Genomic DNA, 23,785 nt, shown 5'->3' with positions numbered 1-23,785 from the left:
CCAAGGTGACCGGGAAGGCGGGCCAGGACGCCTCGGCCCGGCTGTGCGTGCAGAACGAGGCCACCCAGGCCCTCGGGCCATGCCGGACGGTCTCCGTCAAGATCGCCTGACAGCAGGCCCGGCCTGCCAATCGTTCCGCTCTTCCTCGTAAGCGATGGATGCCGACATCACGACGACAACGGCAGCTCGGACCACTTCCCGGCCGGTAATCCGTGGCAGCGGTGGCATGGTCCCAACCGTGGGCATCTCCTCTGACAGCTCGGTGGCCAGTGGAGCCGGTGTGGGGACCGGTGATTGCGAGCTTAGCTAGAGTTGGCTGTCGTGCGGCTTGTCATTGCCAGGTGCAGCGTGGACTACGTGGGGCGGCTGAGCGCGCACCTGCCGATGGCCACCCGGCTACTCATCGTCAAGGCAGATGGCTCGGTGCTCGTCCATTCCGATGGCGGTTCCTACAAGCCGCTCAACTGGATGTCGCCGCCGTGCCGGCTGGAGGAGTCACCGGGCACCTGGCGCGTGGTGAGCAAGGGCGGCGAGGAGTTGCGCATCACGCTGGAAGAGGTGCTGCACGATTCCAGCCATGAACTCGGCGTCGACCCCGGGCTGCGGAAGGACGGCGTCGAGGCGCACCTGCAGGAGTTGCTCGCGGCGCAGGTGCAACTGCTCGGCGATGGCTGGCGGCTGGTCCGCAGGGAGTACCCGACGGCGATCGGCCCGGTGGACCTCATGTGCCGGGACGAGGGCTCGGCGGCCGTGGCCGTGGAGATCAAGCGGCGCGGCGACATTGATGGCGTTGAGCAGTTGACGCGTTACCTCGAACTGCTCAACCGGGATCCGGCGCTGTCTCCGGTGCGCGGCGTGTTCGCCGCCCAGGAGATAAGGCCCCAGGCGCGGGTGCTCGCCGAGGACCGGGGCATCCGGTGCGTGACCCTGGACTACGACTCGATGCGCGGCGCCGTGGACGACTCGCTGCGGCTGTTCTGACTTACCGGGGCCGGTGAGGCCGACACGACGGCCCCGATTAAGGACTGTGACCCGAATTGTCCGCACTGAGGCGACCTACTTGGTTACGATGCGCTGATATGAGTGCTGACCAGGACTCAGGCTCGGCCCTTCCGGTCCGGACCTCCCGATACCGCCGGCGCGGGCGGCATTCCAGCCCGCACCAGCTATCGCTGCCCTCCGACAGCCCCGCGCTGGTGATCGCCGTCCCCGGGTCGGCCAGGCCGGAGAGCGAAGAGATCGCGGAGAGGGTCGCCGACATGGCCGCCGCCTCGTGCCACGGCGCCGAGATACGGATCGGGTTCCTGCGCGGCGGCCGGGACCACCTGGAAGAGGTCCTCAGCGACCTGGTCAGCCAGGACGGCAGTCCGGCCGGCGTGGTGGTCCCGCTGTTGCCGTTCCCGAACGCCGAAGCAGACCAGGCCATCTCCGATGCGGTCGCGATGGCCGAGGCGCCCCTCCTCATCGCCGACCATCTGGGCCCGCACCCACTGCTCGCCGAGGCGCTGCACACGCGGCTGGCCGATGTCGGCCTGGCCCGGGCCGCCCGGGTAGGCCGGATCAGCATCGTGACCGCGGCCGACGGGGTGATCGTGGGGGCTGTCGGCGACGAGGAAGCGGTCCAGGCGGCCGAGGTGGTGGCCGTGCTGCTCGCGTCCCGCCTCACCACGCCCGTGGCCGCCGCGTCGCTCACCGACCCCGACAGCATCAAGGACGCCGCAGCCCGGCTGCGGCAAGCGGTCCCGCGCGTCGCCCTCGCACCTTGCATGGTCGGGCCGGAACTCACCTCGGGGACGCTGGAGGCCATCGCCGCCCTGACCAGCATCGACTTCGCCCCGCCGCTGGGCAGCCACCCCGCAGTGGGCAAGCTCGTCGCGATCCGCTACGGCGCCGCCCTGGCGGACCCGCAGGTGGCGGCCATGGTGGCGCGGGCCAAGGCCCAGACCACGGCGGCGCGGGCCAAGGCCCAGACCACGGCGGCGCGGGCCAAATCCCAGACCACGGCGGCGCCGGCTCAGCCTGCCCCCAACGGTGAGGCACCGCACGCACCCGAGCCGCCCAGCGGCGACGGCGAGCCGGAACCGGCGCCGCCCGCAGGCACGACCGCGCAGTAGCCGGCCGAAGCCATCGCGCCTCCCCCCGCCAAGCCCTGATGTGATCCACGTCACGAGGAATCCCGGGCATAGCCGGTTACCTCATCCGGTTGCCAATTATCGGATTCCGGAAAATGATCTGGAAACCGACGAGCCGTCCCGGCCGTTTCCTTAAGCGGCTGCCTCGACCCGCCGTAATGGACACGGCCGGCGCCGTGACAGAAACGGCGCCAAGGAGGTACTCGTCATGAAGCTCAGTTCCCGGTTCGCGCTTGACATCCTCTTCGTCCTCGCGGGCGCGTTCCTCACTGTCACGGCGATGTCGTTCACCGCACCGGTCGCCGGGTGGATCGCGTTCGGCGTGTTCACCGGGCTCGCGGTGCTGGCCCTGGCCACCTCGGTCTTCGCGCGCCGTACCAGCCAGCGGATCGGCCACGCGGTGATCGGCCTGGTCGCACTGTGGTCCCTGGTCGCGGCCCTGGTCTTCTCCGGGCCCGTGCTGACCTGGCTGATCTTCGCCGACGCGATCGCGCTGGCCGTGGCCGCCATCGCAGACCTGACCGCGCACGAGATCGCCGAGGAGCACGTCGTGCACCGCCTCGAGGTGACGCAGGCGACCGGCGCGGCCGCCTGAGCAGGCCACCAGGCAGGTAAAGCGGAGGACCGGGCACAATGCCCGGTCCTTCCGCCTTATCCCGTGCGCATTTCCGCGCGGCGATCACCGGATTACATTTGACCTTGCCACGAAGGGAAGGGCGACCCTGAGCATGCGCGGCAGCGGGCACCGGGCCAGGCAGGCCCGTAGCCCGGAGCCGCGAGGGAAGCAGTTCGCGAGGAGAGGAGCGTTTCGGAGTGACATTCCGTGCCGTGGTCTTCGATATTGGCGGCGTACTGCAAATCACTCCGCCGCTGGGCACGGTCGAAAGGTGGGAGGACCGGCTCGCCTGGCCCGGGGCGTTCTGGCCGCCCACCGGGTTCGCCATGATCATCGCCAATCGCGGAGCGCGGGCGGGGCGGTCAGCGTAACGGGGCCGGCGCCAGCAGGCCGAAGCCGGCGGCCACGCGGCGCCAGGCGGCCAGCGCGGTGTCGATGCCGCCCGCGTCCACGTCCGGGTGGGTGAGCATCCGGATCTTGCCCGCGACGATCGTCACCAGGACGCCCTCCTCCGCCAGGCTGGCCGCCCAGGAAACCAGCGGGTGCCCCGTGCCCGCCACGTCCACGAACACGATGTTGGTCTGCACCCCGTCCAGGTCGATGTGCGCGGGCAGGATCGCGGCGATCCCCTCGGCCAGCTTGCGGGCGTTCGCGTGGTCCTCGGCCAGCCGGCCCGGCCCCTCGGCCAGGGCGATCAGCCCGGCCGCCGCCATGATCCCGGCCTGCCGCCACCCCGCGCCGAACAGGATTTTCAGCCGCCGCGCCTCCTCGATGAACTCCACGTCCCCGGCCAGCACCGAGCCGATCGGCGCGCCGAGCCCCTTGGACAGGCAGAACATCATCGCGCTGGCCTGTGCCGCGTACCGCGACACCGGCACCCCGGCCACCGTGCACGCGTTGAAGATGCGCGCGCCGTCCAGGTAGAGCGGCACGCCCCGGCCCGCACATACCGCCGCGATCTCCGCCAGGGCGCCGGGCGGCATCACGGTGCCGCCGCCGACCTGGTGGGTGTTCTCCACGGTGACCAGGTCCACGACGGCGACGTCGTAGGGAATGGGCTCCAGGGCGGCCGCCACGTCGGCGGCGGCCAGCAGGCTATGCGAGCGGCCCGCGACGGTGCGGAACGTGACGCCGGACAGCACCGCCGACGAGACCAGCTCGTGCGTGCCGACGTGCGCGCTCTCCTCGCACACGACGACGTGACCGGAGCGGGCGAACACGTGCAGGGCGATCTGGTTGCACAGCGTGCCGGTGGGCAGGTACAGCGCGGCCTGCTTGCCGGTCAGCGCGGCGGCCTGCTCCTGCAGCCGGATGACCGTCGGATCATCGCCGAACAGGTCATCGCCCACCTCGGCGTCGGCCATCGCGCGGCGCATCGCCGCCGAAGGCCCGCTCACCGTGTCCGAGCGAAGGTCCATCACGCCGCTGTCCGCCATGCCTCATCCCTTCCGCGTCCGGCGGCCACGGGCGGCTTCGCGCGGGCCGCGCGGCGAGCCGGCCGTGGTCCTCAAGCAGGGGCGCCCGGGCCCTGCTCGCTGAGGACCGCGGCGTTGACGGCGCGGGCCTCCGCGGCCAGGCCGGGGATCTCCACCACGCTAACGCCTGCCTCGCGGAGCAGTCCGGCCCCTCCCCCGGCGGCGAACACCGGCGGCTCCAGCCAGGCGATCACCACGCGGCGCAGGCCGGCCTCGATGATGAGTTCCGCGCACGGGGTGGGCCGGGAGGCCCGGACCCGGCACGGTTCCAGGGAACTGTAGAGGGTGGCGCCGGGCAGCCGGGCGTCGGCCGGGTCGAGCTTGGCCAGCGCCGCCTCCTCCGCGTGGCTGTGCGGGCTGGTCTCCCGCGAGTAGCCGGTGGCCAGGACCGCGCCGTCGGCCGCCACGACGACCGCGCCGACCGCGAACGCCGAGAGCGACGGCGGGCAGCGGCGCGACAGCTCGATCGCCTGCGCGAGCCACGCCCGGTCCGCCCCGGTCACCTCCGCCCCGGCACCCGGCGTGCCCGTTCCCGGCGCGCCCGGCGCCGGCGCGTCCGCGTCCCGCGCGCCAGGTCCCGCCGGCTCGCCACGGATCCCGGTCACCGCTGCGTCCCGCGCGCCACGTTCGGATCTCCCGGCCGCCCGCGCCGCCGGGCCGTCCCCGCCCAGGAGGTATCGCAGCAATACGACATCGTCGAGCTGGCGTACCTCCGCCAGGTGCATCGGCCGTCCGGGGTCATGCGGATACACGGCGGGCCCGGCGAACCGTGGCGCCGCCACCGCGCCCACGAAGAACGGCGCCACCGTGAGGGCCAGCTCGTCCACGAGGCCACCGGTGAGGAACTCGCGGCCCAGCCGCGCCCCGCCCTCGACCAGCAGCCGGTGCACGCCACGGCGGGACAGGTCGGCGAGGATCGCCCCGAGCCCCATCGGCGGCGGGACGGCGATGACCGGCGCCAGCTCGTTCAGCCGGTCCTGAAGCTTGGGCGCCTGCGCCGCAGCGCAGTAGACAACAGGACCGGCGCCGCCGGTGCCGGCGAAGAACCGGGCTCCCGGATCCAGGTCGCCGCTGGCGGTGAGGGTCACCCTGGCCGGGTTCTCGGGAAGGCCACGGCCCACCCGGCTGGCCCGGCGGCCCGCGGACCGGATCACCAGGCGCGGGTTGTCGCGGCGGATCGTGCCCGCGCCGACCATGATCGCGTCCGCCTCGGACCGTTCGGCGTCGACCCGGTCGAGGTCGGCGTGACCGGACAGGACCAGCCGCTGCGGCCCCGGCGCATCCAGGCAGCCATCCACGGACATTGCGCAGCTCAGCAGCACATATGGCCGTTCGGGCGGCTGCGGTGGCTCGGTGTGCACGGTAGCCCAGTCAACCAGATCGCGGCCGTCGCGCCGGTGAGGCTGAGCGTCAGTATCTGAGCAGGTGCCGGCGATGATTTACTAGCGCGTAACAGGCGCCGCACGGCGGCCCGGGCGAGGTGTGAGGACCGATGGACACGCTGCAGGCAGGACAGACCAGTGCCCCGGAGACCTTCAATTCGGTCAACCCGGCGAACTCCGAGGTCATTGCCACCTTCCCGGTGTTCGGCCAGGCCGAGGTGAACGCCACCGTGGAGCGGGCGCGTGAGGCCGCGGCCTGGTGGGCCGGCCTGGACTGGAAGGAGCGCCAGGCCCGCCTGCTCGCCTGGAAGTCGCACCTGACCCGGTACATCGGGCGGCTCGCCGAACTCGTGCACACCGAGACCGGCAAGCCGCTGGACGACGCCAAGCTGGAGATCGTCCTGGCGATCGTGCACATCGACTGGGCGGCCAAGAATGCCCGCCGGGTGCTGGGCCCGCACCGGGTGCGCAGCGGGCTCACCGCGCTGAACCAGGCCTCCTACGTCGAATACAAGCCGCTCGGCGTGATCGGCGTGATCGGCCCGTGGAACTACCCGGTGTTCACCCCGATGGGCTCGATCGGCTACGCCCTCGCGGCCGGCAACGCGGTGGTGTTCAAGCCGAGCGAGTTCACCCCGGCGGTGGGCGGCTGGCTGGTCAGCTCGTTCGCCGAGATCGTGCCGGAGAAGCCGGTGCTGCAACTGATCACCGGGGCGGGCACGACCGGCGAGGCGCTCGCCCTGAGCCCGGTCGGCAAGATCGCCTTCACCGGGTCGAGCCCGACGGCCCGCAAGGTGATGGCCGCGTGCGCGCAGAATCTGACGCCCATGATCGCCGAGTGCGGCGGCAAGGACGCGCTGCTGGTAGGCCCGGACGCGAACCTGGACGCGGCCGCCGACGCCGCCGCGTGGGGCGCGGTGTCCAACGCCGGGCAGACCTGCGTCGGGGTGGAGCGCGTTTACGTCGTGGACGAGGTCTATCACTCGTTCCTGGAGAAGCTGTCGGAGCGGATGGCCGCGGTGCGCGCCGGTGACGACCGGGAGGCCGGCTACGGGCCGATGACCATGCCGGCGCAGCTTGACGTGGTGGAGGACCACATCGCCGACGCCCTGGCCCGCGGCGGCCGGGCGGTGATCGGCGGGATGCAGAGCATCCGCCGGCCGTACGTCGACCCGGTGCTGCTGGCCGACGTGCCGGAGCAGAGCATGGCGGTCCAGGAGGAGACGTTCGGGCCCACGATCACCGTGACCAAGGTGAGCGACCTGAACGAGGCGGTGGAACTGGCGAACGCGAGCAGGTTCGCGCTCGGTTCCGCCGTGTTCGCCGGGAACGCCAAGAAGGCGATGGCGGCCGCCCGAGCCCTGCGCAGCGGCATGACGTCCATCAACTCGGTGATCGCGTATGCGACCGTGCCGTCGCTGCCGTTCGGCGGGGTCGGCGACTCCGGTTTCGGCCGCATCCACGGCGCGGACGGCCTACGGGAGTTCACCCGGGCCAAGTCGATCACCCGGCAGCGGATGAAGCCGCCGCTGAACCTGACCACGCTGGGGCGCAGCGACAAGGACATGACGCGGCTGCTGTCGCTCACCACCCTGCTGCACGGCAAGCGCTACCGCTGAGGGCCCCGCTCCCCTGCAGGGCCCCCGGCTTCCGGCTGCTTCCAGCTGTCCGCGTAACCCGGTGGCATGAGCCTGCCACCAGCCGATGTAGCGAGCATTAAGCCTCGGTTATCCCGCTGCGCCCTTGTCGCGCTGCCCGCCGTCAGGACAGCTCGGCGGGCATGGGCTCGCTCTCCAGCGCCGGGTCGGCGGGCTCCAGCGGCGCCCGGCCGATGATCAGGTCCGCGGCGCGCTCGGCGATGGCGATCGTGGGGGCGTTGGTGTTGCCCCGCGGCACGGCGGGCATCACCGACGCGTCCACGACGCGCAGGCCCTCCACACCGCGCACCCGCAGTTCCGGGTCCACCACGCTGGTGATCTTGGCGACGGCCAGCCGGGAGTCGCCGCCCATCGCACAGGTCCCGACCGGGTGGTACAGGGTGCCCAGGTCACGCCGGATCCAGTCGCGCACCTCGGCGTCGGTGTGCACGCCGGGGCCCGGGGCCAGTTCTTCGCTGCAGACCTTGGCCAGCGGGCTCGCCACCGCGAACTCGCGGGCCATCCGGACGCCTTCCACCATCGGGGCGATGTCCATGCTGTCCGAGAGGTAGGCCGGGTCGATGGCGGGCTTGTGCCGCGGGTCGGCGCTGCGCAGCCAGATCCGGCCCCGGCTGCCGACATCGACCAGCGTGATCAGCAGCGTGAACGCCCGGGTGTTCGGGTCGGCCAGGCCCTGGTTCAGGAACGGGGTGGGCAGTGCGTGCCACTGCAGGTCCGGCGCGGGCAGGGAGGGCCGGGTCCGGCTGAACCCGCCGGACTCGGCGACGTTGGAGGTGAGCGGGCCGGAGTGGCGCAACTGCCAGCGGAACAGGTTCTTCGGGCCGGCCTTCTCCCACAGCGCGGGCACCTTCGGGGTCCGCCACATGGCGGGCACGACCGGGTGGTCGGACAGGTTCGCGCCCACGCCGGGACTGTCTACGACCACGGTGATGCCGACGTCACGCAGGTGATCGGCGGGGCCGATGCCGGACAGCATGAGCAGTTGCGGGCTGCCGATGGCGCCGCCGCACAGGACGACCTCACCCTGGGCGTATGCGGTTTCCTCGGCTCCGCGCTGCAGATACCGCACCCCTGCGGCACGGCCGCCTTCCACCACGACCTTGGTGGCGCGCGCGTCGGTCAGCACCTCGAGGTTGGGGCGCGCCATGGCGGGCCGCAGGTAGGCGTCCGCGGCCGAGCACCGGCGCCCATCCTTCTGGGTGACCTGGTAGAAGCCGCTCCCGTCCTGCTGCTTGCCGTTGAAGTCGTCGTTGGCGGGCAGCCCGCACTCCCGGGCGGCGGCGACGAACGTCTTGGTCAGCGCCGACTGGAAGGCCAGGTCGGAGACGGACAGCGGCCCGGTCCCGCCGTGGTAGGCGTCGGCGCCGCGGGAGTTGCTCTCGGCCCGGCGGAAGTACGGCATCAGGTCGGAGTAGCCCCAGCCGCTGCACCCGTACTCGTCCCGCCAGGTGTCGTAGTCGTACCGGTTGCCCCGGATGTAGATCATGGCGTTCATCGACGAGGACCCGCCGAGCATGCGCCCGCGGGGCCAGTAGATTTCCCGCCCGGCCGCCCGTTCCTGGGGGACGGTGCGGAAGTCCCAGTCGTAGGTGCTCTGGAACAGCAGGTTCAGTGCCGCCGGGATGTGAATCTCGTCGGCCTCGTCCGGGGGGCCTGCCTCGAGCAGCAGGACCCGCGTCGAGGGGTTCTCGGTGAGGCGGAGCGCCAGGACACATCCCGCGCTACCGGCACCAACGATGACATAGTCGTACACAGCCACCTCATGACCGCAGAACGCGTGCGTAAGGGACAACCCTAACCTGCGCGCCCGGCATCTCGCCGGGCCCTCCCCGGCCGGGCCGCGGTGATCTGCCGAGAGCAGCGCAACGATAACCCCCAGGGCATGGTGCGTGCCACACGGTCAGCACGGAGGTGGCCGCGGGCTCCCCCTCCGGGCCTTCCGCGCAGAGACATGGGTGAGCCCCCGGCCGCCTTTGCGGCCGGGGGCTCACCCCTCCGGCCTGCCTGCCACCGCTCGCTCCGGCGGGCCCCCGAGATCCGCCGGGTGGATGGCCAGCAGGGTTAGGTCCTTACGCTGAGTCAGTCGTGACTCTTCGCATTTATACGATGCCACATCGTTGTCAGGATGTGAATACCCAGGTCAGACGATTGATCACATTGACCCTGGGTGGGCAGATCCGGGCCATACGGCGTCCGGCCTGCCCCAAACAACGTCCCGCCCGCTACGGTGAGTCCATGCCAGCAGACGGTATGGACGCCCGCGACAAGCCCGTGGTGCTCTCCCGCATCTACACCAGGACTGGTGATGGCGGGACCACAGCGCTCGGGGACGGCAGCCGCGTGGGCAAGGGTGACCCGCGGCTGGCCGCCTACGCCGACGTGGACGAGGCCAACTGCGCGATCGGCACCGCGCTCGCGCTCGGCCAGCTGGACGCGGGCATCGTGACGCTGCTGACCCGGATCCAGAACGAGCTGTTCGATGTCGGCGCGGACCTGTGCAATCCGGTCGTCAGCGAGCCGGCGTACCCGCCGCTGCGGGTGGACGACCGTTATGTGAGCGACCTGGAACGGGCCTGCGACCAGTACAACGAGGGCCTGCCCACGCTGCGCAGCTTCCTGCTGCCCGGGGGCACGCCGGGGGCGGCACTGCTGCACACGGCCCGGACGGTGGTGCGCCGGGCGGAGCGCAGCGCGTGGGCGGCCCTGGAGGCCTACGGGGACTCGATGAACCCGCTCACCGCGCGGTACCTTAACCGGCTCTCCGACCTGCTGTTCATCCTCGCCCGGGCGGCCAACGGCAGCCGCGGCGACGTGCTGTGGAAGCCTGGCGGCGAGCGCTGAGGCGCGCTTGCTGAGCGCTGGATCGCGATCGCGGAGCGCGGGGCCGCCGCGGGCCGGGCCGGCTCAGCCGTAGGCGCCGGGCGGGGCGGATTCGAGCCAGGCCAGGAAGCCAGTCAGCGCGTCCTCGCGCATGGCCAGGTCCACGGTCTGCGGCACCTCACCGGCGGTGCAGGACATCACGACCATCCCCTGTCCGAGCAGCGTGGCCTCGGCCGGGTAGGCCTCCCGCCGGGACTCGACCGACAGGGTCCGCCGGGCCAGCACCTCTTCCGGGGTGAGCAGCACGCCGACGGCGTCGTACCAGCGCAGTTCCGCCGCCCCGTAGGCGGCGACGCCAAGCCGCCAGGAGGCGCCCGGCCGGCGCAGGCCGCACTCCACTGTCCCGCCGCCGCGGTCGAGCAACATCCGCCGGATGGCCAGGCCGGTCGCGCCGAGCACGATGATGACCAGGAACGCGGCGAAGATCCAGGCCGCGTCGAGCGCAATCGCTGTGCTCATCCCCGGCCCGGCTGGCACCCGTCAGGACTGGTCGCCAGCGGCCCGCAGCACGGCGCGGGAGTATCTCACCTCAAGGGGCTCCGGCTCGCCCGGTGGCTGCTGCCCGGCCTCGGACAGCGCGGCGTCCAGCCGGGCTCGCGCGGCGGAGACCTCTACCCGGGAGCCGAGTTCCGCCTCGCGTACCAGGATCGAGATCCGGTCGTCCGCGACGGACAGGAAGCCGCTGCTTACTGCCGCGCGCAGCTCTCCCCGGTCCCCGGCCGCGCCGTCCTCGACGTCCAGGATCCGGACCAGGCTGGCATCGGCGAGGATCCCGACCACGGGCGGGTGCCCGGTGAGGATGCCCAGGTCGCCATCGAGGGTCTTGGCGATCACCATGCGGGCCATCCCGGACCAGATCTCGCCGTCCGGGGCCACCAGGGCCACTCGTACCGTCACGTCGCCGGCCCGCCCGCCGCTTCGAGCGCGCTCATTTCATGGCCTCCCTCGCGGGCGCTTCGCTGGCTTTGGGAGGCATGTCCTCGCCGCCGGGACACCACAACGGCGCCTGGGGCGCCTTATGCGGCGTTCGGCCCGGTGGCTGCGGCGTGACACGGCCTGAGGTCAGCAGAGGGTGTCTCATTGCCGCTCCAGCTCCGCGGCCTTGCGCTCCACGTCCTCGATCCCGCCGCACATGAAGAACGCCTGCTCGGGGATGTTGTCATACTTGCCCTCGGTGAGCGCCTTGAACGATGCCACCGTCTCCGACAGTGACACGAACACGCCCGGCTGGCCGGTGAACTGCTCCGCCACGAACATCGGGTGCGACAGGAAGCGCTCGATCCGCCGGGCCCGCTTGACCGTGACCTGGTCCTCTTCGGACAGCTCGTCGATGCCCAGGATGGCGATGATGTCCTGGAGCTCCTTGTACCGCTGCAGGATCCGCTGTACCTCCCGGGCGACGTCGTAATGCTCGTCCCCCACGTACTTGGCGTCCAGGATGCGGGAGGTGGAGTCGAGCGGGTCGACCGCCGGGAAGATGCCCTTCTCGGTGATCGCCCGGGACAGCACCGTGGTCGCGTCCAGGTGGGCGAAGGTGGTGTGCGGGGCGGGGTCGGTGATGTCGTCGGCGGGAACGTAGATCGCCTGCATGGAGGTGATCGAGTGCCCCCGGGTGGAGGTGATCCGCTCCTGAAGCTGGCCCATCTCGTCGGCGAGCGTGGGCTGGTACCCCACCGCCGAGGGCATCCGCCCCAGCAGGGTGGACACCTCGGAGCCGGCCTGGGTGAACCGGAAGATGTTGTCGATGAACAGCAGTACGTCCTGCTTCTGGACGTCCCGGAAGTACTCGGCCATCGTCAGCGCGGAGAGGGCGACCCGCAGACGGGTGCCCGGCGGCTCGTCCATCTGGCCGTAGACCAGCGCGGTCTTCTCGATGACGCCGGTCTCGGTCATCTCCGCGATCAGGTCGTTGCCCTCGCGGGTGCGCTCGCCGACGCCGGCGAACACCGACACGCCGCCGAAGTTCTCCGCGACCCGGTAGATCAGCTCCTGGATGAGCACCGTCTTGCCCACGCCCGCGCCGCCGAACAGGCCGATCTTGCCGCCGTTGACGTACGGGGTGAGCAGGTCGATGACCTTGATGCCGGTAGTGAACATCTCGGTCTTCGAGTCCAGCTGGTCGAAGCTCGGCGCCTTGCGGTGGATGCCCCAGCGCTCGCCGGCCTCGAAGGTCTCGCCCTCCTTGAGGTTGAGCACGTCGCCGGTCACGTTGAACACGTGGCCCAGGGTGACATTGCCCACCGGCACGTTGATCGGGCCGCCGGTGTCCTTCACCTCGGAGCCGCGCACCAGGCCGTCGGTGGGCTTCATCGCGATCGCGCGGACCATGTTGTCGCCGATGTGCTGGGCGACCTCGAGGGTCAGCGTGCGGGTCTCGCCCAGGAAGTCGTAGTCGATCGTCAGCGCGTTGTTCAGCTCCGGCATCGCGTCGACGGGGAATTCCACGTCGACGACGGGACCGATGATCCGCGAGACGCGGCCGGTGCCGGTCGTGGCCGTCTGGTCGGTGGTCGTCATGGTTCCTATTCGCTTCCCGCGGACGCGTCGGCCAGCGCGTTCGCGCCGCCCACGATCTCGCTGATTTCCTGGGTGATGTCGGCCTGGCGGGCCGAGTTCGCCAGTCGGGTGTACTGGCGGATGAGGTCCGTGGCGTTGTCCGTCGCCGACTTCATCGCCCGGCGCCGCGCGGCGTGCTCGGAGGCCGCCGACTGGAGCAGGGCGTTGTAGAGCCGTGCCTTGATGTACTGCGGCAGCAGCGCGTCGAGCACCTCCGCCGGGGACGGCTCGAACTCGTAGAGCGGGAAGACCCCGCCCGGCGGCGGCTCGGTGCTCTCCTCGATCTCCAAAGGCAGGAAGCGGTCCGCGATCGGAGTCTGGCTCAGCATCGTGTGGAATTCGGTGGAGACCACGTGCAGCTCGTCCACCCCGCCGTCCTCGCCGCCCTTGAGGAAGGACTCGATCAGCGTGTCGCCGATCGCGGCGGCGTCGCCGTACTGCGGGTTGTCGGAGAACCCGGTCCACGACCCGGCCAGCGTGACGCCGCGGAAGGTGTAGTACGTGACGCCCTTGCGGCCGATCACGTACCGGTCGATCTCCTTGCCCTGCTCGCGCAGCAGGGCGACCAACTGCTCGGCCTGCTTGACGGCGGCGCTGTTGTACGCGCCGGCGAACCCGCGGTCGGCCGTGACGAGCACGACGGCCGCGCGCCGCAGGTTCGGGCGCTCGCCGATCAGCGGGTGCCTGGCGTTGGAGTGCGAGGCGACCGCGGAGACGGCCCGGGTGATCTCCCGCGCGTACGGCGTCGACTGCGCGACCCGCTGCTGCGCCTTGGCGATGCGCGCGGTGGCGATCAGCTCCTGGGCGCGGGTGATCTTCTTGGTCGCGGAGACGGACGCGATGCGCCGCCGGTAGACCCGGAGTTGGCCGGCCATGTACTCAAGCCCCCTTTCCGAGCTCGTCGGGATGGTCGGTGGCGGTGGTCACGTCGGCTCAGCCCCTCGTGTGCCGGACGATCTTCTCCTGGGCCACGTCTTCGGGGTCCAGGGCGCCGACCGGGACGTCCCCGCGCAGCAGCTGTCCGTCGCCCTTCTCGAATGTGTTCTTGAACGCGTCGATCGCGGACTTGAGCAGCGCGATCTCGTCGTCCGACAGCTTCTCGTTCTTGGACGCGATGCTGCGCAGGATCTCCGGGCGGGAGGACTTCAGGTAGTCCAGGAACTCGGCCTCGAACCGGCGGACGTCCTCGGCCGGGACCTCGTCCAGCTCGCCGGAGGTGCCGGACCAGATCGAGACGACCTGGTCCTCCACCGGGAACGGGCTGTACTGCGGCTGCTTGAGCAGCTCGACCATCCGCTGGCCGCGGGCCAGCTGCGCCTTCGACGCGTCGTCCAGGTCGGAGGCGAAGGCGGCGAACGCCTCCAGGTCGCGGAACTGGGCCAGGTCCACCCGCAGCGAGCCGGAGACCTGGCGCATCGCCTTGACCTGCGCCGCGCCGCCGACCCGGGAGACCGAGGTGCCGACGTTCACCGCGGGGCGCACGCCCGAGTTGAACAGGTCGGTCTCCAGGAAGCACTGGCCGTCGGTGATGGAGATGACGTTGGTCGGGATGAACGCGGAGATGTCGTTCGCCTTGGTCTCCACGATCGGCAGGCCGGTCAGCGAGCCGGCGCCCATGTCGTCGGACAGCTTGGCGCACCGCTCGAGCAGCCGGGAGTGCAGGTAGAACACGTCGCCGGGGTAGGCCTCGCGGCCCGGCGGGCGGCGCAGCAGCAGCGACATCGCGCGGTACGCCTCGGCCTGCTTGGACAGGTCGTCGAAGATGATCAGCACGTGCTTGCCCGCGTACATCCAGTGCTGGCCGATGGCCGAGCCGGTGTACGGGGCCAGGTACTTGAAGCCGGCCGCGTCGGAGGCCGGGGCGGCGACGATGGTGGTGTACTCCAGCGCGCCGTTGTCCTCCAGCGCCTGGCGCACCGCCGCGATCGTCGAGCCCTTCTGGCCGACCGCGACATAGATGCAGCGCACCTGGAGCTTGGGGTCGCCGGACTCCCAGTTCGCCTTCTGGTTCATGATGGTGTCGATGCAGACCGCGGTCTTGCCGGTCTGCCGGTCGCCGATGATCAGCTGGCGCTGGCCGCGGCCGATCGGGGTCATCGAGTCGATCGCCTTGATGCCCGTCTGCAGCGGCTCGTTGACCGACTGGCGCTGCATGACCGAGGGGGCCTGCAGCTCGAGCACCCGGCGGGTCTCGGCCTCGATCGGGCCGAGGCCGTCGATCGGGTTGCCCAGCGGGTCCACCACGCGGCCGAGGAAGTTGTCGCCGACCGGGGCGGACAGGATCTCGCCGGTGCGCCGGACGGTCTGGCCCTCCTCGATGCGGTCGTAGTCGCCCATGACGACCACGCCGATCTCGCGCACGTCGAGGTTCAGCGCGATGCCGAGCGTCCCGTCCTCGAACTTCAGCAGCTCGTTCGTCATCGCCGAGGGGAGTCCCTCGACCTTGGCGATACCGTCACCGACCTCGGTGACAGTACCGATCTCGTCGACATTCGCGGCCGAAGGCTCGTACGACGAGACGAAGCGCTCCAGCGCGTCCCGGATCTCCTCGGGACGGATCGTGAGCTCCGTCATGAGTCTTCCTTACTCCCTAGTGTTCAACCGGGCCTTCGCCCGCGATTGGGTCCTGCCTGCGCCCTTCACCGAAGGGCTTAAGTCTTGGGCCTGCGTGGCACTCAGCTGGAGACGCGGCGGGCGGCCTCGGCCAGGCGGCCGGCGATCGACCCGTCGATGATGTCGTCGCCTACCCGGATGACCATGCCGCCGATCAGCTCCTGGTCCAGTTCCACGTTAAGCCGCACCTCGCGGCCGTACGAGCGGGACAGGATGCCGGTGAGCCGACTGCGCTGCGCCTCCGTCAGCGGAATGGCCGCGGTGACCAGTGCGGTGACCCGCTCGCGGCGGGCGGCGGCGATCCGGCTGAGCTCCTCCACGCCCGCCACCACGGACCGGCGGCGCGGGGCGGCGACCAGGCGGCGGATGAGCCGGATCGCGGACGGGTTCGCCTTGCCCGCGAGCAGCGAGTCGATCAGCGCGGTGCGCTGCCCGGCCGGGATCCGCTCGGACAGGCCCGAGACCAGCTCGGGCTCGGCGGCCAGGATCCGGCCGAAGCGGAACAGGTCGTCCTCGACCGCGTCGAGCGCCCCGGCCCGTTCGGCGAGCGCCAGCTCGGCCTCGGTGGCCAGCACGTCCACCGCGTCGGCCAGGTCGCGCGGCTGCGCCCAGCGTCCCCGCACCATGCCCGAGACCAGGTCGACGGTCTGCTCACCGACCTTGCCGCCGAGCAGCGCGGCGACCAGCCGCGCGCGCTCCTCACCCGGCCGTGAGGGGTCGGACAGCAGGCGGCGCAGCGAGACGTCGCGGTCGAGCAGCGAACCGATCGCGGCCAGGTCGTCGGACAGGGCGGTGACGTCGGTCGCCGGGACGGCCGTCAGCACGGCCAGCGACTCCTCGGCCTGCTTGAGCGATTCCCGACTGGCGCCGCGCATCAGCCCACCTGCTCGGCCTGCGAGCCGGCCGCCGGGACCTGGTTCGCCAGGCGCGCGTCGAGCTCGTCCAGGAAGCGGTCGATGATCCGCTCCTGGAGCGCCGCGTCGGTGGCCCGCTCGCCGACGATCTTGTCCGCCAGTTCGACCGCGAGCCGGCCGAGGTCGACCTTGAGGACCGAGACCGCGGAGGTGCGGTCGGCGGCGAGCTGCGCCTGGCCGGCCGCCACGATCGACTCGCGCTGCCGGTTGGCCTCCTCGCGGGCCTTGTCCACCAGTGCGGCGCCCTCGGCCTGGGCCTTGGCGCGCACCTCGGCGGCCTCGTGCCGGGACTCGGCCAGCCGCGCGGTGAAGTCCTGCTTGATCCGCTCGGCCTCGGCCTGCGCGGCCTCGGCCTTCAGCAGCCCGCCCTCGATCGCCTCGGTGCGCTCGTCGAGCAGCTTCTTGATGCCCGGCAGCGCCTTGATGTAGAGGAAGAAGAACACGATCGCGAACGAGATCACGCCGAGGATCAGCTCGGTGCCGTTCGGGATGACCGGGTTCTGGTCGGCCAGGATCGTCACCTGGGTTCCCACGCGTGTCGCCTCCTTAAGGCATTCGCACGTTAAGGATTCGGCTTACTTGAAGACGAACGGCATGACGATGCCGAGCAGCGCGAGCGCCTCGGTGAGCGCGAAGCCGATGAACATGTTGGTGCGGATCATGCCGGCGGCCTCGGGCTGACGGGCCATCGCCTCGACGCCGTGGCCGAAGATCAGACCGATACCGACACCCGGGCCGATGGCCGCCAGGCCGTACGCGACGGCGCTGAGAGAACCGGTGACGTTGTTGGCGCCAGCGATGATGTCAACAGCGGAGGACATTTGAAGGTTTCCTTCGGGTCGAACCGGCGGGCTCTCCACCGGTTGGCTTTTGGAGGGGCGGGTGTCAGTGACCGGCGCTGTAGGACTCGCCGATGTACTGCGCGGTCAGGATCGTGAAGATGTAGGCCTGCAGGGCCTGGATCAGCATCTCGAAGGCGGTCAGCACGATCACCATCACGAACGACCCGGCGGCGAACAGCGCGCCGATCGAGGCGCTGGTCAGGTACCAGGTCGCGATCATGAACGTGGCCAGCAGCATGTGCCCGGCGAACATGTTCGCGAACAGCCGGATCGACAGGGTGAACGGCTGGATGAACAGCACCCGCAGCCACTCGACCGGAACCAGGATGACGTAGACCCCCTTGGGCACTCCCCTGGGGACCACGTTCTTCAGGAAGCCGAAGAAGCCCTGGTGCTTGATCGCCTGGTACCAGTACGTGAAGTACACCATCAGCACGATCGACAGCGGGAAGGCGTACTTCGACGTGGCCGGGAACTGCGCGATCGGGATGATCTCCATCAGGTTCATCACCCAGATGAAGAAGAACAGCGAGAACAGGAACGGAACGTAGCCGTCCCCGCTCTTGCCGATCATCGGCCGGGCGATCTGGTCCCTGATGAACAGGTAGCCGATCTCGCCGACGTTCTGCGCGCCGCGCGGCACCAGCTTCGGACGGCGGAAGGCGTAGTAGAAGAACCAGCAGATGATGCCCGAGCAGATCAGCGCGAGCAGCATCGGCTTAGTGAAGTGGAAGGCGCCGATCGAGAAGATCGGCCGGAAGTAGAAGTCGTCGAGCGACGGCGCGGGGAAACCGCACCCTGAGCCCAGATGGCAGCCGGAGGCGAGCACTGTGCTCGCGGTTGCCGTGGTACTCACCGGTTCACTCCTTCGGCTTGGCGCATCGCAGTCGCCGTGGCGGGAACTGAAAGTCGGGTATTGGCGGAGAAAGTCCTAAGGCACGGGGCAGCGGGCACCGCGGTCCGTCACCTCTTCGGGTTCTTGGTCACCAGATAGATCGTGTACCAGGTGGACAGAGCCACACCGAAGAGCGCGCCGAACAGCAGCAGGATCGGATGCCCGGTCCACCGCCCCAGAAGATAGCCGAGCCCGCCGTAAAGCACGATCGCCGAAATCATGTGACCGACGATCGTCCACATCGTGGCGTCGGTCTGCCTGGCCTCGGCCTTCGCGTCGTCGGCGGGGGGCTCAGCGGGTGTTCGGGTCGTCGGGCTCATCGCCCGCCCCGGTGCGCGCTCCCGCGTGTTCCCGGCACAGCTCCGCCCCGCGCCGGCGACGCAGCGAATGGCCCGGACGGGCGCGGTGGCTGATCCGGGCTGCGGCTCGGCGAGGGGTGGGGGTCATCGGGGATCACAGCTTCCCGACCGGGTCGCGGACGACCGGGCTCTGCGAAGCGGGCTCCACGTAGAACATCTTGGTCCGCATCCACACGCGTACCTGGGTGGCGCTCCAGGTGAGCACGCAGGCGATCGCGGTGAAGCCGAACACCCGGCCGTTGAACAGCGTGGTGTCGGTGAACTGGGCGGTGATCACGACCAGCGCGACCACCTTGACCAGGTAGGTGACCATCGCGGTGGCCATCAGCGTCTGCGGGCTGATACGCGCCGCGCGCCCGACGACCACGGTGGAGATCATGAAGAAGACGGTAACGACGAGCAGCGCGAGGGCCGCGCCGAACGCTCCCTTGCCGCCGCTCACCAGTGCGCCCACCACGCCGCAGAGCACGCCGACGGCCACCGTGGGCACGGCAGACTGCCGTAGCACGCGGACGTCGTCGGCCTGCATGGGGTGGCTCCGAAATTGCTCGTGGGGTCACGGGTCTCGCGGGCGAGAGCCATCGATCGCGGGTGGCGAAATCGCATGTCTCTTCGCTCGTGAAACCTATCACAAGTGCCAGTGCGCGTCTTTAGCGGGTCGGGGTGGTCTCGATCACGCACGACACGCGGGAGCCGGTGAAAATGTTCCCGTCCAGCTGGGCCGCCTGGCCGGTCACCCGCGGGGCGGCTGCGGGCCGAACCGGTCGGGAGGCCCGGTGCGGACCAGATCCGGGAACGAGCCGGGGGCGGCCGCTTGTGCGGTTGTGGATTGGCCCGCGCCCGCGCGCTGATTCCCGGCCGTTGCTGCGATGACAGCCGGCGTGGGCGTGGGCGCGACGGCACGACGACCAGGCGCCGCGTGGCGAGCCGCTTTGCGCTCGGCCCGGTCGTCGATGTGCTTGCGGGCCCGGGGAAGCAGCAGAACCGCCAGCGCGACGCCGTCCACGACCATGCCGACGATGATCGGCGGCCGGTGCTGCGGCGTGACGGTGATCGTGATCACCAAGCCCGAGATCATGGCCGCCCACAGGTACATGATCAGGACCGCGCGTGTCTTCGAATGGCCGATCTGGAGCAGCCGGTGGTGCAAGTGCTGCTTGTCCGCCGAGAACGGCGAGCGCCCGGCCTTCGTCCGGCGCACCACCGCCATGACCATGTCCGCCATAGGCAGTGCCAGGCAGGAGAAGGGCAGCACGAGCGGGATGTACACAGCCAGGGTCTTGTGCGTCGCCGCGGTCTGCGAGCCGGCCGCCGCACGCACCAGGTCCGGGTCGATCTGACCGGTCGCCAGGATCGTGGTCGCCGCCAGCAGCAGGCCGAGCAGCATGGACCCGGAGTCGCCCATGAAGATGCGGGCCGGGGACCAGTTGTGGCAGAGGAAGCCGAGGCACATGCCGACCACGATCGCGGCGACCATGACGGCGGGCGCGGCCGTGGAGATGCCGTACCCGCGCTGGAGCCGGTAGCCGTAGACGAAGAACACGAACGCGGCGATGGCGCACATGCCGCCGGCCAAGCCGTCCAGGCCGTCCACGAAGTTCACCGCGTTGATCATCACGACGACGATGACGATGGACAGCACCGCGGCACTGGTGGGGTCCAGGACCAGGTTTCCGTAGCCGGGGATAGGCAGCCACTGGATCTGCACGCCGCTGAGCACCATGACCGAGGCCGCGAAGACCTGCCCGGCCAGCTTTATCAGCGCGTCCACGCCCCACCGGTCGTCGATGACGCCGAGCAGCACCAGTAGCCCGGAGCCCCACAGCAGACCGGGCTTTGCAAAGGAGGTGTCGAAGACCGACTGACGCAGCATCGGCATCTGGCCGGCGATGAGCATCGCGGTGAGGAACCCGAGGTACATGCCGAAGCCGCCGAGCCGGGGCGTCGGGGTGGTGTGGACGTCGCGGGCGCGCACCTCGGTCAGCGCGCCGAAGCGGATCGCCCCCACGCGCACGAGGCCGGTGGTGAGATAGGTGGCCACCCAGGCGACGGCTATGACGACCAGATACTCGCGCATCTAGCTCAGCTCGCCGCCTTCCGGCCCGGGTGCGTGGGCACCGCCTCAAATCCCGGTGATCAGGGTACGCCCGTAGGTGATGGGGTGCCGGGCGACTGGCACGGCGCTCCAGGTGCCTACTCCCGGATGTTGAGACGCCACGCGGCGCGAGTCGGTTGCGCGGGCAGAGCTGCGCGGGCGGTGACCGGTTCGGCCGAGCACCGCCTACCGCATATATATCGTCGCCCCTTACCGGTGCCGATCCGCCCGCTGCGTCGTCGGGGTCGGATACAGCGGGAATTCGGCGACCAGTTCGGACACCTCCTTGGCGATCTGCTCCGCAGCCTGGCCGTCGGCGTCGCGTATCGCCCGGCCGACCAGCGCGGCGATGCGGCGCATCTCCGGTTCTTTCATGCCCTGTGTGGTCACCGTCGCGGTGCCGACGCGCACGCCGGAGGTCACCATCGGCTTCGCGGTGTCGTAAGGCACGCAGCTGCGGTTGAGCATGATTCCAGCCCTCTCGCAGCGCGCCTCCGCATCGCGCCCCGTCACCGCCGCCCCGCTCGCGGTGCGCACGCCGTGCCCGGCGACACCGCGCAGATCGAGTACCGCCAAATGGGTGTCGGTACCGCCGGTGACCGGCCGCATGCCCTCATCCGCGAGCGCGGCCGTCAGCGCCTGTGCGTTCGCGACCACCTGGCGGGTGTACTCGCCGAACTCTGGCGTCGCGGCCTCGGTGAACGCGACCGCCTTCGCGGCGACCGCGTGCATCAGCGGGCCACCCTGTATGAACGGGAACACCGCGCGGTCTATCGCCGACGCCAGGTCGGCCCGGCAGAGGATCGCGCCGCCACGCGGGCCGCGCAGCGTCTTGTGCGTGGTGAAGGTGACCACATCGGCATAAGGCACCGGAGACGGGACCGCTCCCCCGGCCACCAGGCCGGCCGTGTGCGCGGCGTCGGCCAGCAGATACGCGCCGACCTCGTCCGCGATCGACCGGAAGGCGGCGTAGTCGATCAGCCGGGAGTAAGCGGTCGCCCCGCAGATGATGAGCTTCGGCCGGTGTGTGCGGGCCAGGTCGCGCGCCTTGTCGTAGTCGATCAGCTCGGTGTCCTCCCGGACCGGGTAGCCGACCGTCTCGAACCAGGTGCCGGAGAAGTTGCCCTGCGCGCCGTGGGTCAGGTGGCCGCCGTGCGGAAGCGCCATCGCCAGCACGCGGTCGCCGGGGGTTAGCAGCGCCGCGTACACGGCGAGGTTCGCGCTGGCCCCCGAGTGCGGCTGGATGTTCGCGTGGTCCGCGCCGAAAAGGGCCCGCGCGCGGGAGACGGCGAGCCGCTCGGCTACGTCCACTTGGGTGCATCCGCCGTAATAGCGGCGTCCGGGGTATCCCTCGGCGTACTTGTTGGACAGCACCGACCCGAGCGCCGCCAGCACGGCGGGGGACGCGGGGTTCTCGCTGGCGATGAGCTGGAGCGCGCCGCGCTGGCGTTCGAGCTCGTCCAGCAGTACCGCCGCGATCTGCGGATCGGCCCTGATCAGGGCGTCGAAGTCGGGGCCGTAGTAGGAGGCGGACGCCGCCGTCTCGGCGGCCGGACTGTGCGGAGCGGCGAGCGGGGACATGGTCACGCTCCTCTTCCGTGCGGGGACTACACGGTTCCGAGGGAGGGATCGGACTTATCCCTACACACTAGGTCCCAGTGCCCCGGTCGGCACGGTGTGCGGGCACACGGGCCCGCGTAAATCGGTGCAAGGAGAGGGCGCGGTGCGCAGCGTGGTGTGACCGCCACAACGCGTTACCTCCGCGACGCACCGCTCACGCGATCATGCTCGCTGCGCACGCAAGGTTGCTTTTGCTCGACGCGGAGTAGTGAATCAAGGACCGAGTGTCTGCGTGATATCTGTCACGCTGCCCGAAAGTTGAGTTTTCGCCGCGCGTCTGTCTAGGTTCGAACTCGTCCGCCAATGCGGACCCCGTGGACCGAGCACGCCGAATCCTGCCCGCCGGCCACGTGACCCAAACCCAAGGGGGGCAGGAGCGGAGGAACCACTTTTCCGCCGGTCAGCGGTGCTCCCGGACGTGGGGCGCGGCCGCGAGGACGCCGGCTTGGGGTGAATCCGCGCAGACGCGGTAGGGCCATTTCTCCGGTCCGAATCCGACAGCTCACTTCGCAGGCGTGGGAGAGGAACAGCTTTTTCCATGGCCATACGTCGTGCTTCCACCGTGCCCACCGGCGAAAAGAGCGTCGGGCGCCACCGCAAGGCCTCGTACACCCGTCGCGTGATCGCCGGCGCCGCAGTCGCCGGCGCGGGCATCACCATTCCGCTGATCGCCTCCGGCGCAGCGCAGGCTTCCTCCGTCAACTGGGACGCCGTCGCGCAGTGCGAGTCCGGCGGCAACTGGGCGATCAACACCGGCAACGGCTTCTCCGGCGGTCTCCAGTTCACCCACTCCACCTGGCTCGCCTACGGCGGCGGCGCCTACGCGCCGTACGCCTACGAGGCCAGCCGCGCCGCGCAGATCGCGGTCGCCGAGAAGGTCCTCGCCGGACAGGGCATCGGCGCCTGGCCGGTCTGCGGTCCGCACGGCTACACCTCGGGCGGCAGCTACACCACCAGCAACGCGGGCGGCGCCGGCACGCAGTCGTGGGCGAAGCCCGCGCCGAGCACCTCGCCTTCGCACGCCTCCGCCCCCGCGCCGGCGGCTCCGGTCAACACCAACGCCACCCACGAGGGCAAGAGCTACACCGTGGTCTCGGGCGACACCCTCTCCGGCATCGCGGCCAAGGAGGGCGTCTCCAGCTGGCAGGCGCTGTACAACGAGAACAAGCCGGTCGTCGGCTCGAACCCGGACCTGATCTTCCCGGGCCAGGTTCTGCACTTCTGAGCTGTGATTGTCTTGCTCAGGGTTTGATTTGTTCAGTGTTTGATTTGCTCAGTCGCGGTTGACCGGGCCTTCGTGGCGGCTGTAAATCGCGCGACGAGGGAAAAGCGTTCTCCGCCGTGCGGTCTTTCGCCGCCGGCCCGGTCAACCGCGAGGGCGTTCATATCAGGTCGCGCAAAAGCGCCCGGCCCCGAAACGGGGCCGGGCGCTCGCGTCGTGTCAGATCTCTTAGGTCACCGCGTCAGGTTCGACACGACCTTCGTGAGCTGCTCGAAGCTGAGCGCGCCCTCGCGTAGTAGCTTCGGCGTGTCACCAGTCAAGTCGACGATGGACGAGGGAACATTGTCTGCGGTCTGGCCTCCGTCGAGGTAGATCTCGACCGAGGTGCCCAGCTGGTCCTGCGCCTCGGAGGCGGTGGTCGCCGGGGGCTGGCCGGAGCGGTTCGCCGAGGAGACGCCGAGCGGGCCGGTCTCGGTCAGCAGCTCGATGGCCACCGGGTGCAGCGGCATGCGCAGCGCCACGGTGC

General features: G+C 70.4%; 23 protein-coding genes and 1 riboswitch. Of the genes, 6 read left to right on the top strand and 17 right to left on the bottom strand.

Annotated elements, in window-relative coordinates:
- Positions 1–321 precede the first annotated feature (321 nt).
- The 3 genes from nucS to VGZ32_RS15480 all read left to right on the top strand — a co-directional run bounded on the left by nucS (position 322) and on the right by VGZ32_RS15480 (position 2,727).
- Positions 322–981, top strand: coding sequence for an endonuclease NucS (gene nucS / locus VGZ32_RS15490; protein WP_326886737.1), 660 nt, complete (start codon positions 322–324; stop codon positions 979–981).
- Positions 982–1,079: 98 nt separating this feature from the next.
- Entirely contained in the window at positions 1,080–2,114 is a 1,035-nt protein-coding gene (locus VGZ32_RS15485) for a sirohydrochlorin chelatase (RefSeq protein WP_326886736.1), read from the top strand.
- Positions 2,115–2,340: 226 nt separating this feature from the next.
- On the top strand, positions 2,341–2,727 hold the full coding sequence (locus VGZ32_RS15480) for a hypothetical protein (RefSeq protein WP_326886735.1): 387 nt from the start codon (positions 2,341–2,343) through the stop codon (positions 2,725–2,727).
- Between the two features lie 383 nt (positions 2,728–3,110).
- Here VGZ32_RS15480 and VGZ32_RS15475 read toward each other — a convergent pair whose 3' ends face one another.
- Positions 3,111–4,184: a GntG family PLP-dependent aldolase gene (locus tag VGZ32_RS15475; protein ID WP_326886734.1), complete on the bottom strand. Its 1,074-nt coding sequence runs from the start codon at positions 4,182–4,184 to the stop codon at positions 3,111–3,113.
- Positions 4,185–4,255: 71 nt separating this feature from the next.
- A complete protein-coding gene (locus VGZ32_RS15470) occupies positions 4,256–5,584 on the bottom strand; it encodes a dihydrofolate reductase family protein (RefSeq protein ID WP_326886733.1) in 1,329 nt (442 codons plus the stop codon).
- Between the two features lie 131 nt (positions 5,585–5,715).
- Between VGZ32_RS15470 and VGZ32_RS15465 the strand changes: the two genes are divergently transcribed.
- Positions 5,716–7,224 carry an aldehyde dehydrogenase family protein gene (locus VGZ32_RS15465; protein ID WP_326886732.1) on the top strand — a complete coding sequence of 503 codons (1,509 nt, stop codon included), beginning with the start codon at positions 5,716–5,718 and terminating at the stop codon, positions 7,222–7,224.
- A gap of 142 nt (positions 7,225–7,366) precedes the next feature.
- On the opposite strand, the gene VGZ32_RS15460 is transcribed toward VGZ32_RS15465, so the two are convergent.
- Positions 7,367–9,016: a GMC family oxidoreductase gene (locus VGZ32_RS15460; protein ID WP_414642547.1), complete on the bottom strand. Its 1,650-nt coding sequence runs from the start codon at positions 9,014–9,016 to the stop codon at positions 7,367–7,369.
- Positions 9,017–9,498: 482 nt separating this feature from the next.
- On the opposite strand from VGZ32_RS15460, the gene VGZ32_RS15455 reads away from it, so the two are divergent.
- Positions 9,499–10,104 (top strand): cob(I)yrinic acid a,c-diamide adenosyltransferase, encoded by a 606-nt coding sequence (locus VGZ32_RS15455; RefSeq protein ID WP_326886730.1) that lies wholly within the window; start codon positions 9,499–9,501, stop codon positions 10,102–10,104.
- 63 nt (positions 10,105–10,167) lie between these two features.
- On the opposite strand, the gene VGZ32_RS15450 is transcribed toward VGZ32_RS15455, so the two are convergent.
- From VGZ32_RS15450 to glyA, 13 genes are all read right to left on the bottom strand, one after another.
- Complete coding sequence (locus tag VGZ32_RS15450; protein WP_326886729.1) at positions 10,168–10,602, bottom strand: DUF2550 domain-containing protein; 435 nt, start codon at positions 10,600–10,602, stop codon at positions 10,168–10,170.
- A gap of 21 nt (positions 10,603–10,623) precedes the next feature.
- Complete coding sequence (locus tag VGZ32_RS15445; protein ID WP_326886728.1) at positions 10,624–11,040, bottom strand: F0F1 ATP synthase subunit epsilon; 417 nt, start codon at positions 11,038–11,040, stop codon at positions 10,624–10,626.
- Between the two features lie 180 nt (positions 11,041–11,220).
- The gene (gene atpD / locus VGZ32_RS15440; protein WP_326886727.1) at positions 11,221–12,660 is read right to left on the bottom strand and encodes a F0F1 ATP synthase subunit beta; all 1,440 of its coding nucleotides are present in this window, start codon (positions 12,658–12,660) and stop codon (positions 11,221–11,223) included.
- A gap of 5 nt (positions 12,661–12,665) precedes the next feature.
- Complete coding sequence (locus tag VGZ32_RS15435; RefSeq protein WP_326886726.1) at positions 12,666–13,574, bottom strand: F0F1 ATP synthase subunit gamma; 909 nt, start codon at positions 13,572–13,574, stop codon at positions 12,666–12,668.
- A gap of 58 nt (positions 13,575–13,632) precedes the next feature.
- A complete protein-coding gene (gene atpA, locus VGZ32_RS15430; RefSeq protein ID WP_326886725.1) occupies positions 13,633–15,273 on the bottom strand; it encodes a F0F1 ATP synthase subunit alpha in 1,641 nt (546 codons plus the stop codon).
- Between the two features lie 101 nt (positions 15,274–15,374).
- The gene (locus VGZ32_RS15425; RefSeq protein ID WP_326886724.1) at positions 15,375–16,187 is read right to left on the bottom strand and encodes a F0F1 ATP synthase subunit delta; all 813 of its coding nucleotides are present in this window, start codon (positions 16,185–16,187) and stop codon (positions 15,375–15,377) included.
- Positions 16,187–16,759 (bottom strand): F0F1 ATP synthase subunit B, encoded by a 573-nt coding sequence (locus tag VGZ32_RS15420; RefSeq protein ID WP_326886723.1) that lies wholly within the window; start codon positions 16,757–16,759, stop codon positions 16,187–16,189. Before VGZ32_RS15420 ends, VGZ32_RS15425 begins: the two co-directional genes overlap by 1 nt.
- A 42-nt stretch (positions 16,760–16,801) precedes the next feature.
- Positions 16,802–17,047: an ATP synthase F0 subunit C gene (gene atpE / locus VGZ32_RS15415; RefSeq protein WP_326886722.1), complete on the bottom strand. Its 246-nt coding sequence runs from the start codon at positions 17,045–17,047 to the stop codon at positions 16,802–16,804.
- Between the two features lie 64 nt (positions 17,048–17,111).
- Positions 17,112–17,924: a F0F1 ATP synthase subunit A gene (atpB, locus tag VGZ32_RS15410; RefSeq protein ID WP_326886721.1), complete on the bottom strand. Its 813-nt coding sequence runs from the start codon at positions 17,922–17,924 to the stop codon at positions 17,112–17,114.
- Positions 17,925–18,031: 107 nt separating this feature from the next.
- Entirely contained in the window at positions 18,032–18,283 is a 252-nt protein-coding gene (locus VGZ32_RS15405) for a hypothetical protein (RefSeq protein WP_326886720.1), read from the bottom strand.
- Between the two features lie 133 nt (positions 18,284–18,416).
- Positions 18,417–18,851 carry a hypothetical protein gene (locus tag VGZ32_RS15400; RefSeq protein ID WP_326886719.1) on the bottom strand — a complete coding sequence of 145 codons (435 nt, stop codon included), beginning with the start codon at positions 18,849–18,851 and terminating at the stop codon, positions 18,417–18,419.
- A gap of 204 nt (positions 18,852–19,055) precedes the next feature.
- Positions 19,056–20,399 carry an MraY family glycosyltransferase gene (locus VGZ32_RS15395; RefSeq protein ID WP_326886718.1) on the bottom strand — a complete coding sequence of 448 codons (1,344 nt, stop codon included), beginning with the start codon at positions 20,397–20,399 and terminating at the stop codon, positions 19,056–19,058.
- A 228-nt stretch (positions 20,400–20,627) separates the two neighbouring features.
- Positions 20,628–21,998, bottom strand: a complete 1,371-nt coding sequence (gene glyA / locus VGZ32_RS15390; RefSeq protein WP_326886717.1) for a serine hydroxymethyltransferase — start codon at positions 21,996–21,998, stop codon at positions 20,628–20,630.
- Between the two features lie 382 nt (positions 21,999–22,380).
- A riboswitch (cyclic di-AMP (ydaO/yuaA leader) is annotated at positions 22,381–22,566 on the top strand.
- Between the two features lie 9 nt (positions 22,567–22,575).
- Between glyA and VGZ32_RS15385 the strand changes: the two genes are divergently transcribed.
- Positions 22,576–23,262: a transglycosylase family protein gene (locus VGZ32_RS15385; protein WP_326886716.1), complete on the top strand. Its 687-nt coding sequence runs from the start codon at positions 22,576–22,578 to the stop codon at positions 23,260–23,262.
- A 230-nt stretch (positions 23,263–23,492) separates the two neighbouring features.
- Here the strand turns inward: VGZ32_RS15385 and VGZ32_RS15380 are convergent.
- A partial coding sequence (locus VGZ32_RS15380; protein ID WP_326886715.1) for an L-threonylcarbamoyladenylate synthase occupies positions 23,493–23,785 on the bottom strand: 293 nt, incomplete at its 5' end.

Origin of the sequence: Actinocrinis sp. (genome assembly GCF_035938995.1) — a bacterium.
In the GTDB taxonomy this organism is placed as follows: Bacteria; Actinomycetota; Actinomycetes; order Streptomycetales; family Catenulisporaceae; genus DASZGI01.
This window is presented reverse-complemented; position numbering and strand designations above follow the sequence as displayed.

Excerpts from the sequence above, each read along its gene's own strand:
- VGZ32_RS15485 (WP_326886736.1), top strand. The coding sequence starts at position 1,080 with ATGAGTGCTGACCAGGACTCAGGCTCGGCCCTTCCGGTCCGGACCTCC.
- VGZ32_RS15480 (WP_326886735.1), top strand. The coding sequence starts at position 2,341 with ATGAAGCTCAGTTCCCGGTTCGCGCTTGACATCCTCTTCGTCCTCGCG.
- VGZ32_RS15475 (WP_326886734.1), bottom strand. The coding sequence starts at position 4,184 with ATGGCGGACAGCGGCGTGATGGACCTTCGCTCGGACACGGTGAGCGGG.
- VGZ32_RS15465 (WP_326886732.1), top strand. The coding sequence starts at position 5,716 with ATGGACACGCTGCAGGCAGGACAGACCAGTGCCCCGGAGACCTTCAAT.
- VGZ32_RS15455 (WP_326886730.1), top strand. The coding sequence starts at position 9,499 with ATGCCAGCAGACGGTATGGACGCCCGCGACAAGCCCGTGGTGCTCTCC.
- VGZ32_RS15450 (WP_326886729.1), bottom strand. The coding sequence starts at position 10,602 with ATGAGCACAGCGATTGCGCTCGACGCGGCCTGGATCTTCGCCGCGTTC.
- atpD (WP_326886727.1), bottom strand. The coding sequence starts at position 12,660 with ATGACGACCACCGACCAGACGGCCACGACCGGCACCGGCCGCGTCTCG.
- VGZ32_RS15435 (WP_326886726.1), bottom strand. The coding sequence starts at position 13,574 with ATGGCCGGCCAACTCCGGGTCTACCGGCGGCGCATCGCGTCCGTCTCC.
- atpA (WP_326886725.1), bottom strand. The coding sequence starts at position 15,273 with ATGACGGAGCTCACGATCCGTCCCGAGGAGATCCGGGACGCGCTGGAG.
- VGZ32_RS15425 (WP_326886724.1), bottom strand. The coding sequence starts at position 16,187 with ATGCGCGGCGCCAGTCGGGAATCGCTCAAGCAGGCCGAGGAGTCGCTG.
- atpE (WP_326886722.1), bottom strand. The coding sequence starts at position 17,047 with ATGTCCTCCGCTGTTGACATCATCGCTGGCGCCAACAACGTCACCGGT.
- VGZ32_RS15405 (WP_326886720.1), bottom strand. The coding sequence starts at position 18,283 with ATGAGCCCGACGACCCGAACACCCGCTGAGCCCCCCGCCGACGACGCG.
- VGZ32_RS15400 (WP_326886719.1), bottom strand. The coding sequence starts at position 18,851 with ATGCAGGCCGACGACGTCCGCGTGCTACGGCAGTCTGCCGTGCCCACG.
- VGZ32_RS15395 (WP_326886718.1), bottom strand. The coding sequence starts at position 20,399 with ATGCGCGAGTATCTGGTCGTCATAGCCGTCGCCTGGGTGGCCACCTAT.
- glyA (WP_326886717.1), bottom strand. The coding sequence starts at position 21,998 with ATGTCCCCGCTCGCCGCTCCGCACAGTCCGGCCGCCGAGACGGCGGCG.
- VGZ32_RS15385 (WP_326886716.1), top strand. The coding sequence starts at position 22,576 with ATGGCCATACGTCGTGCTTCCACCGTGCCCACCGGCGAAAAGAGCGTC.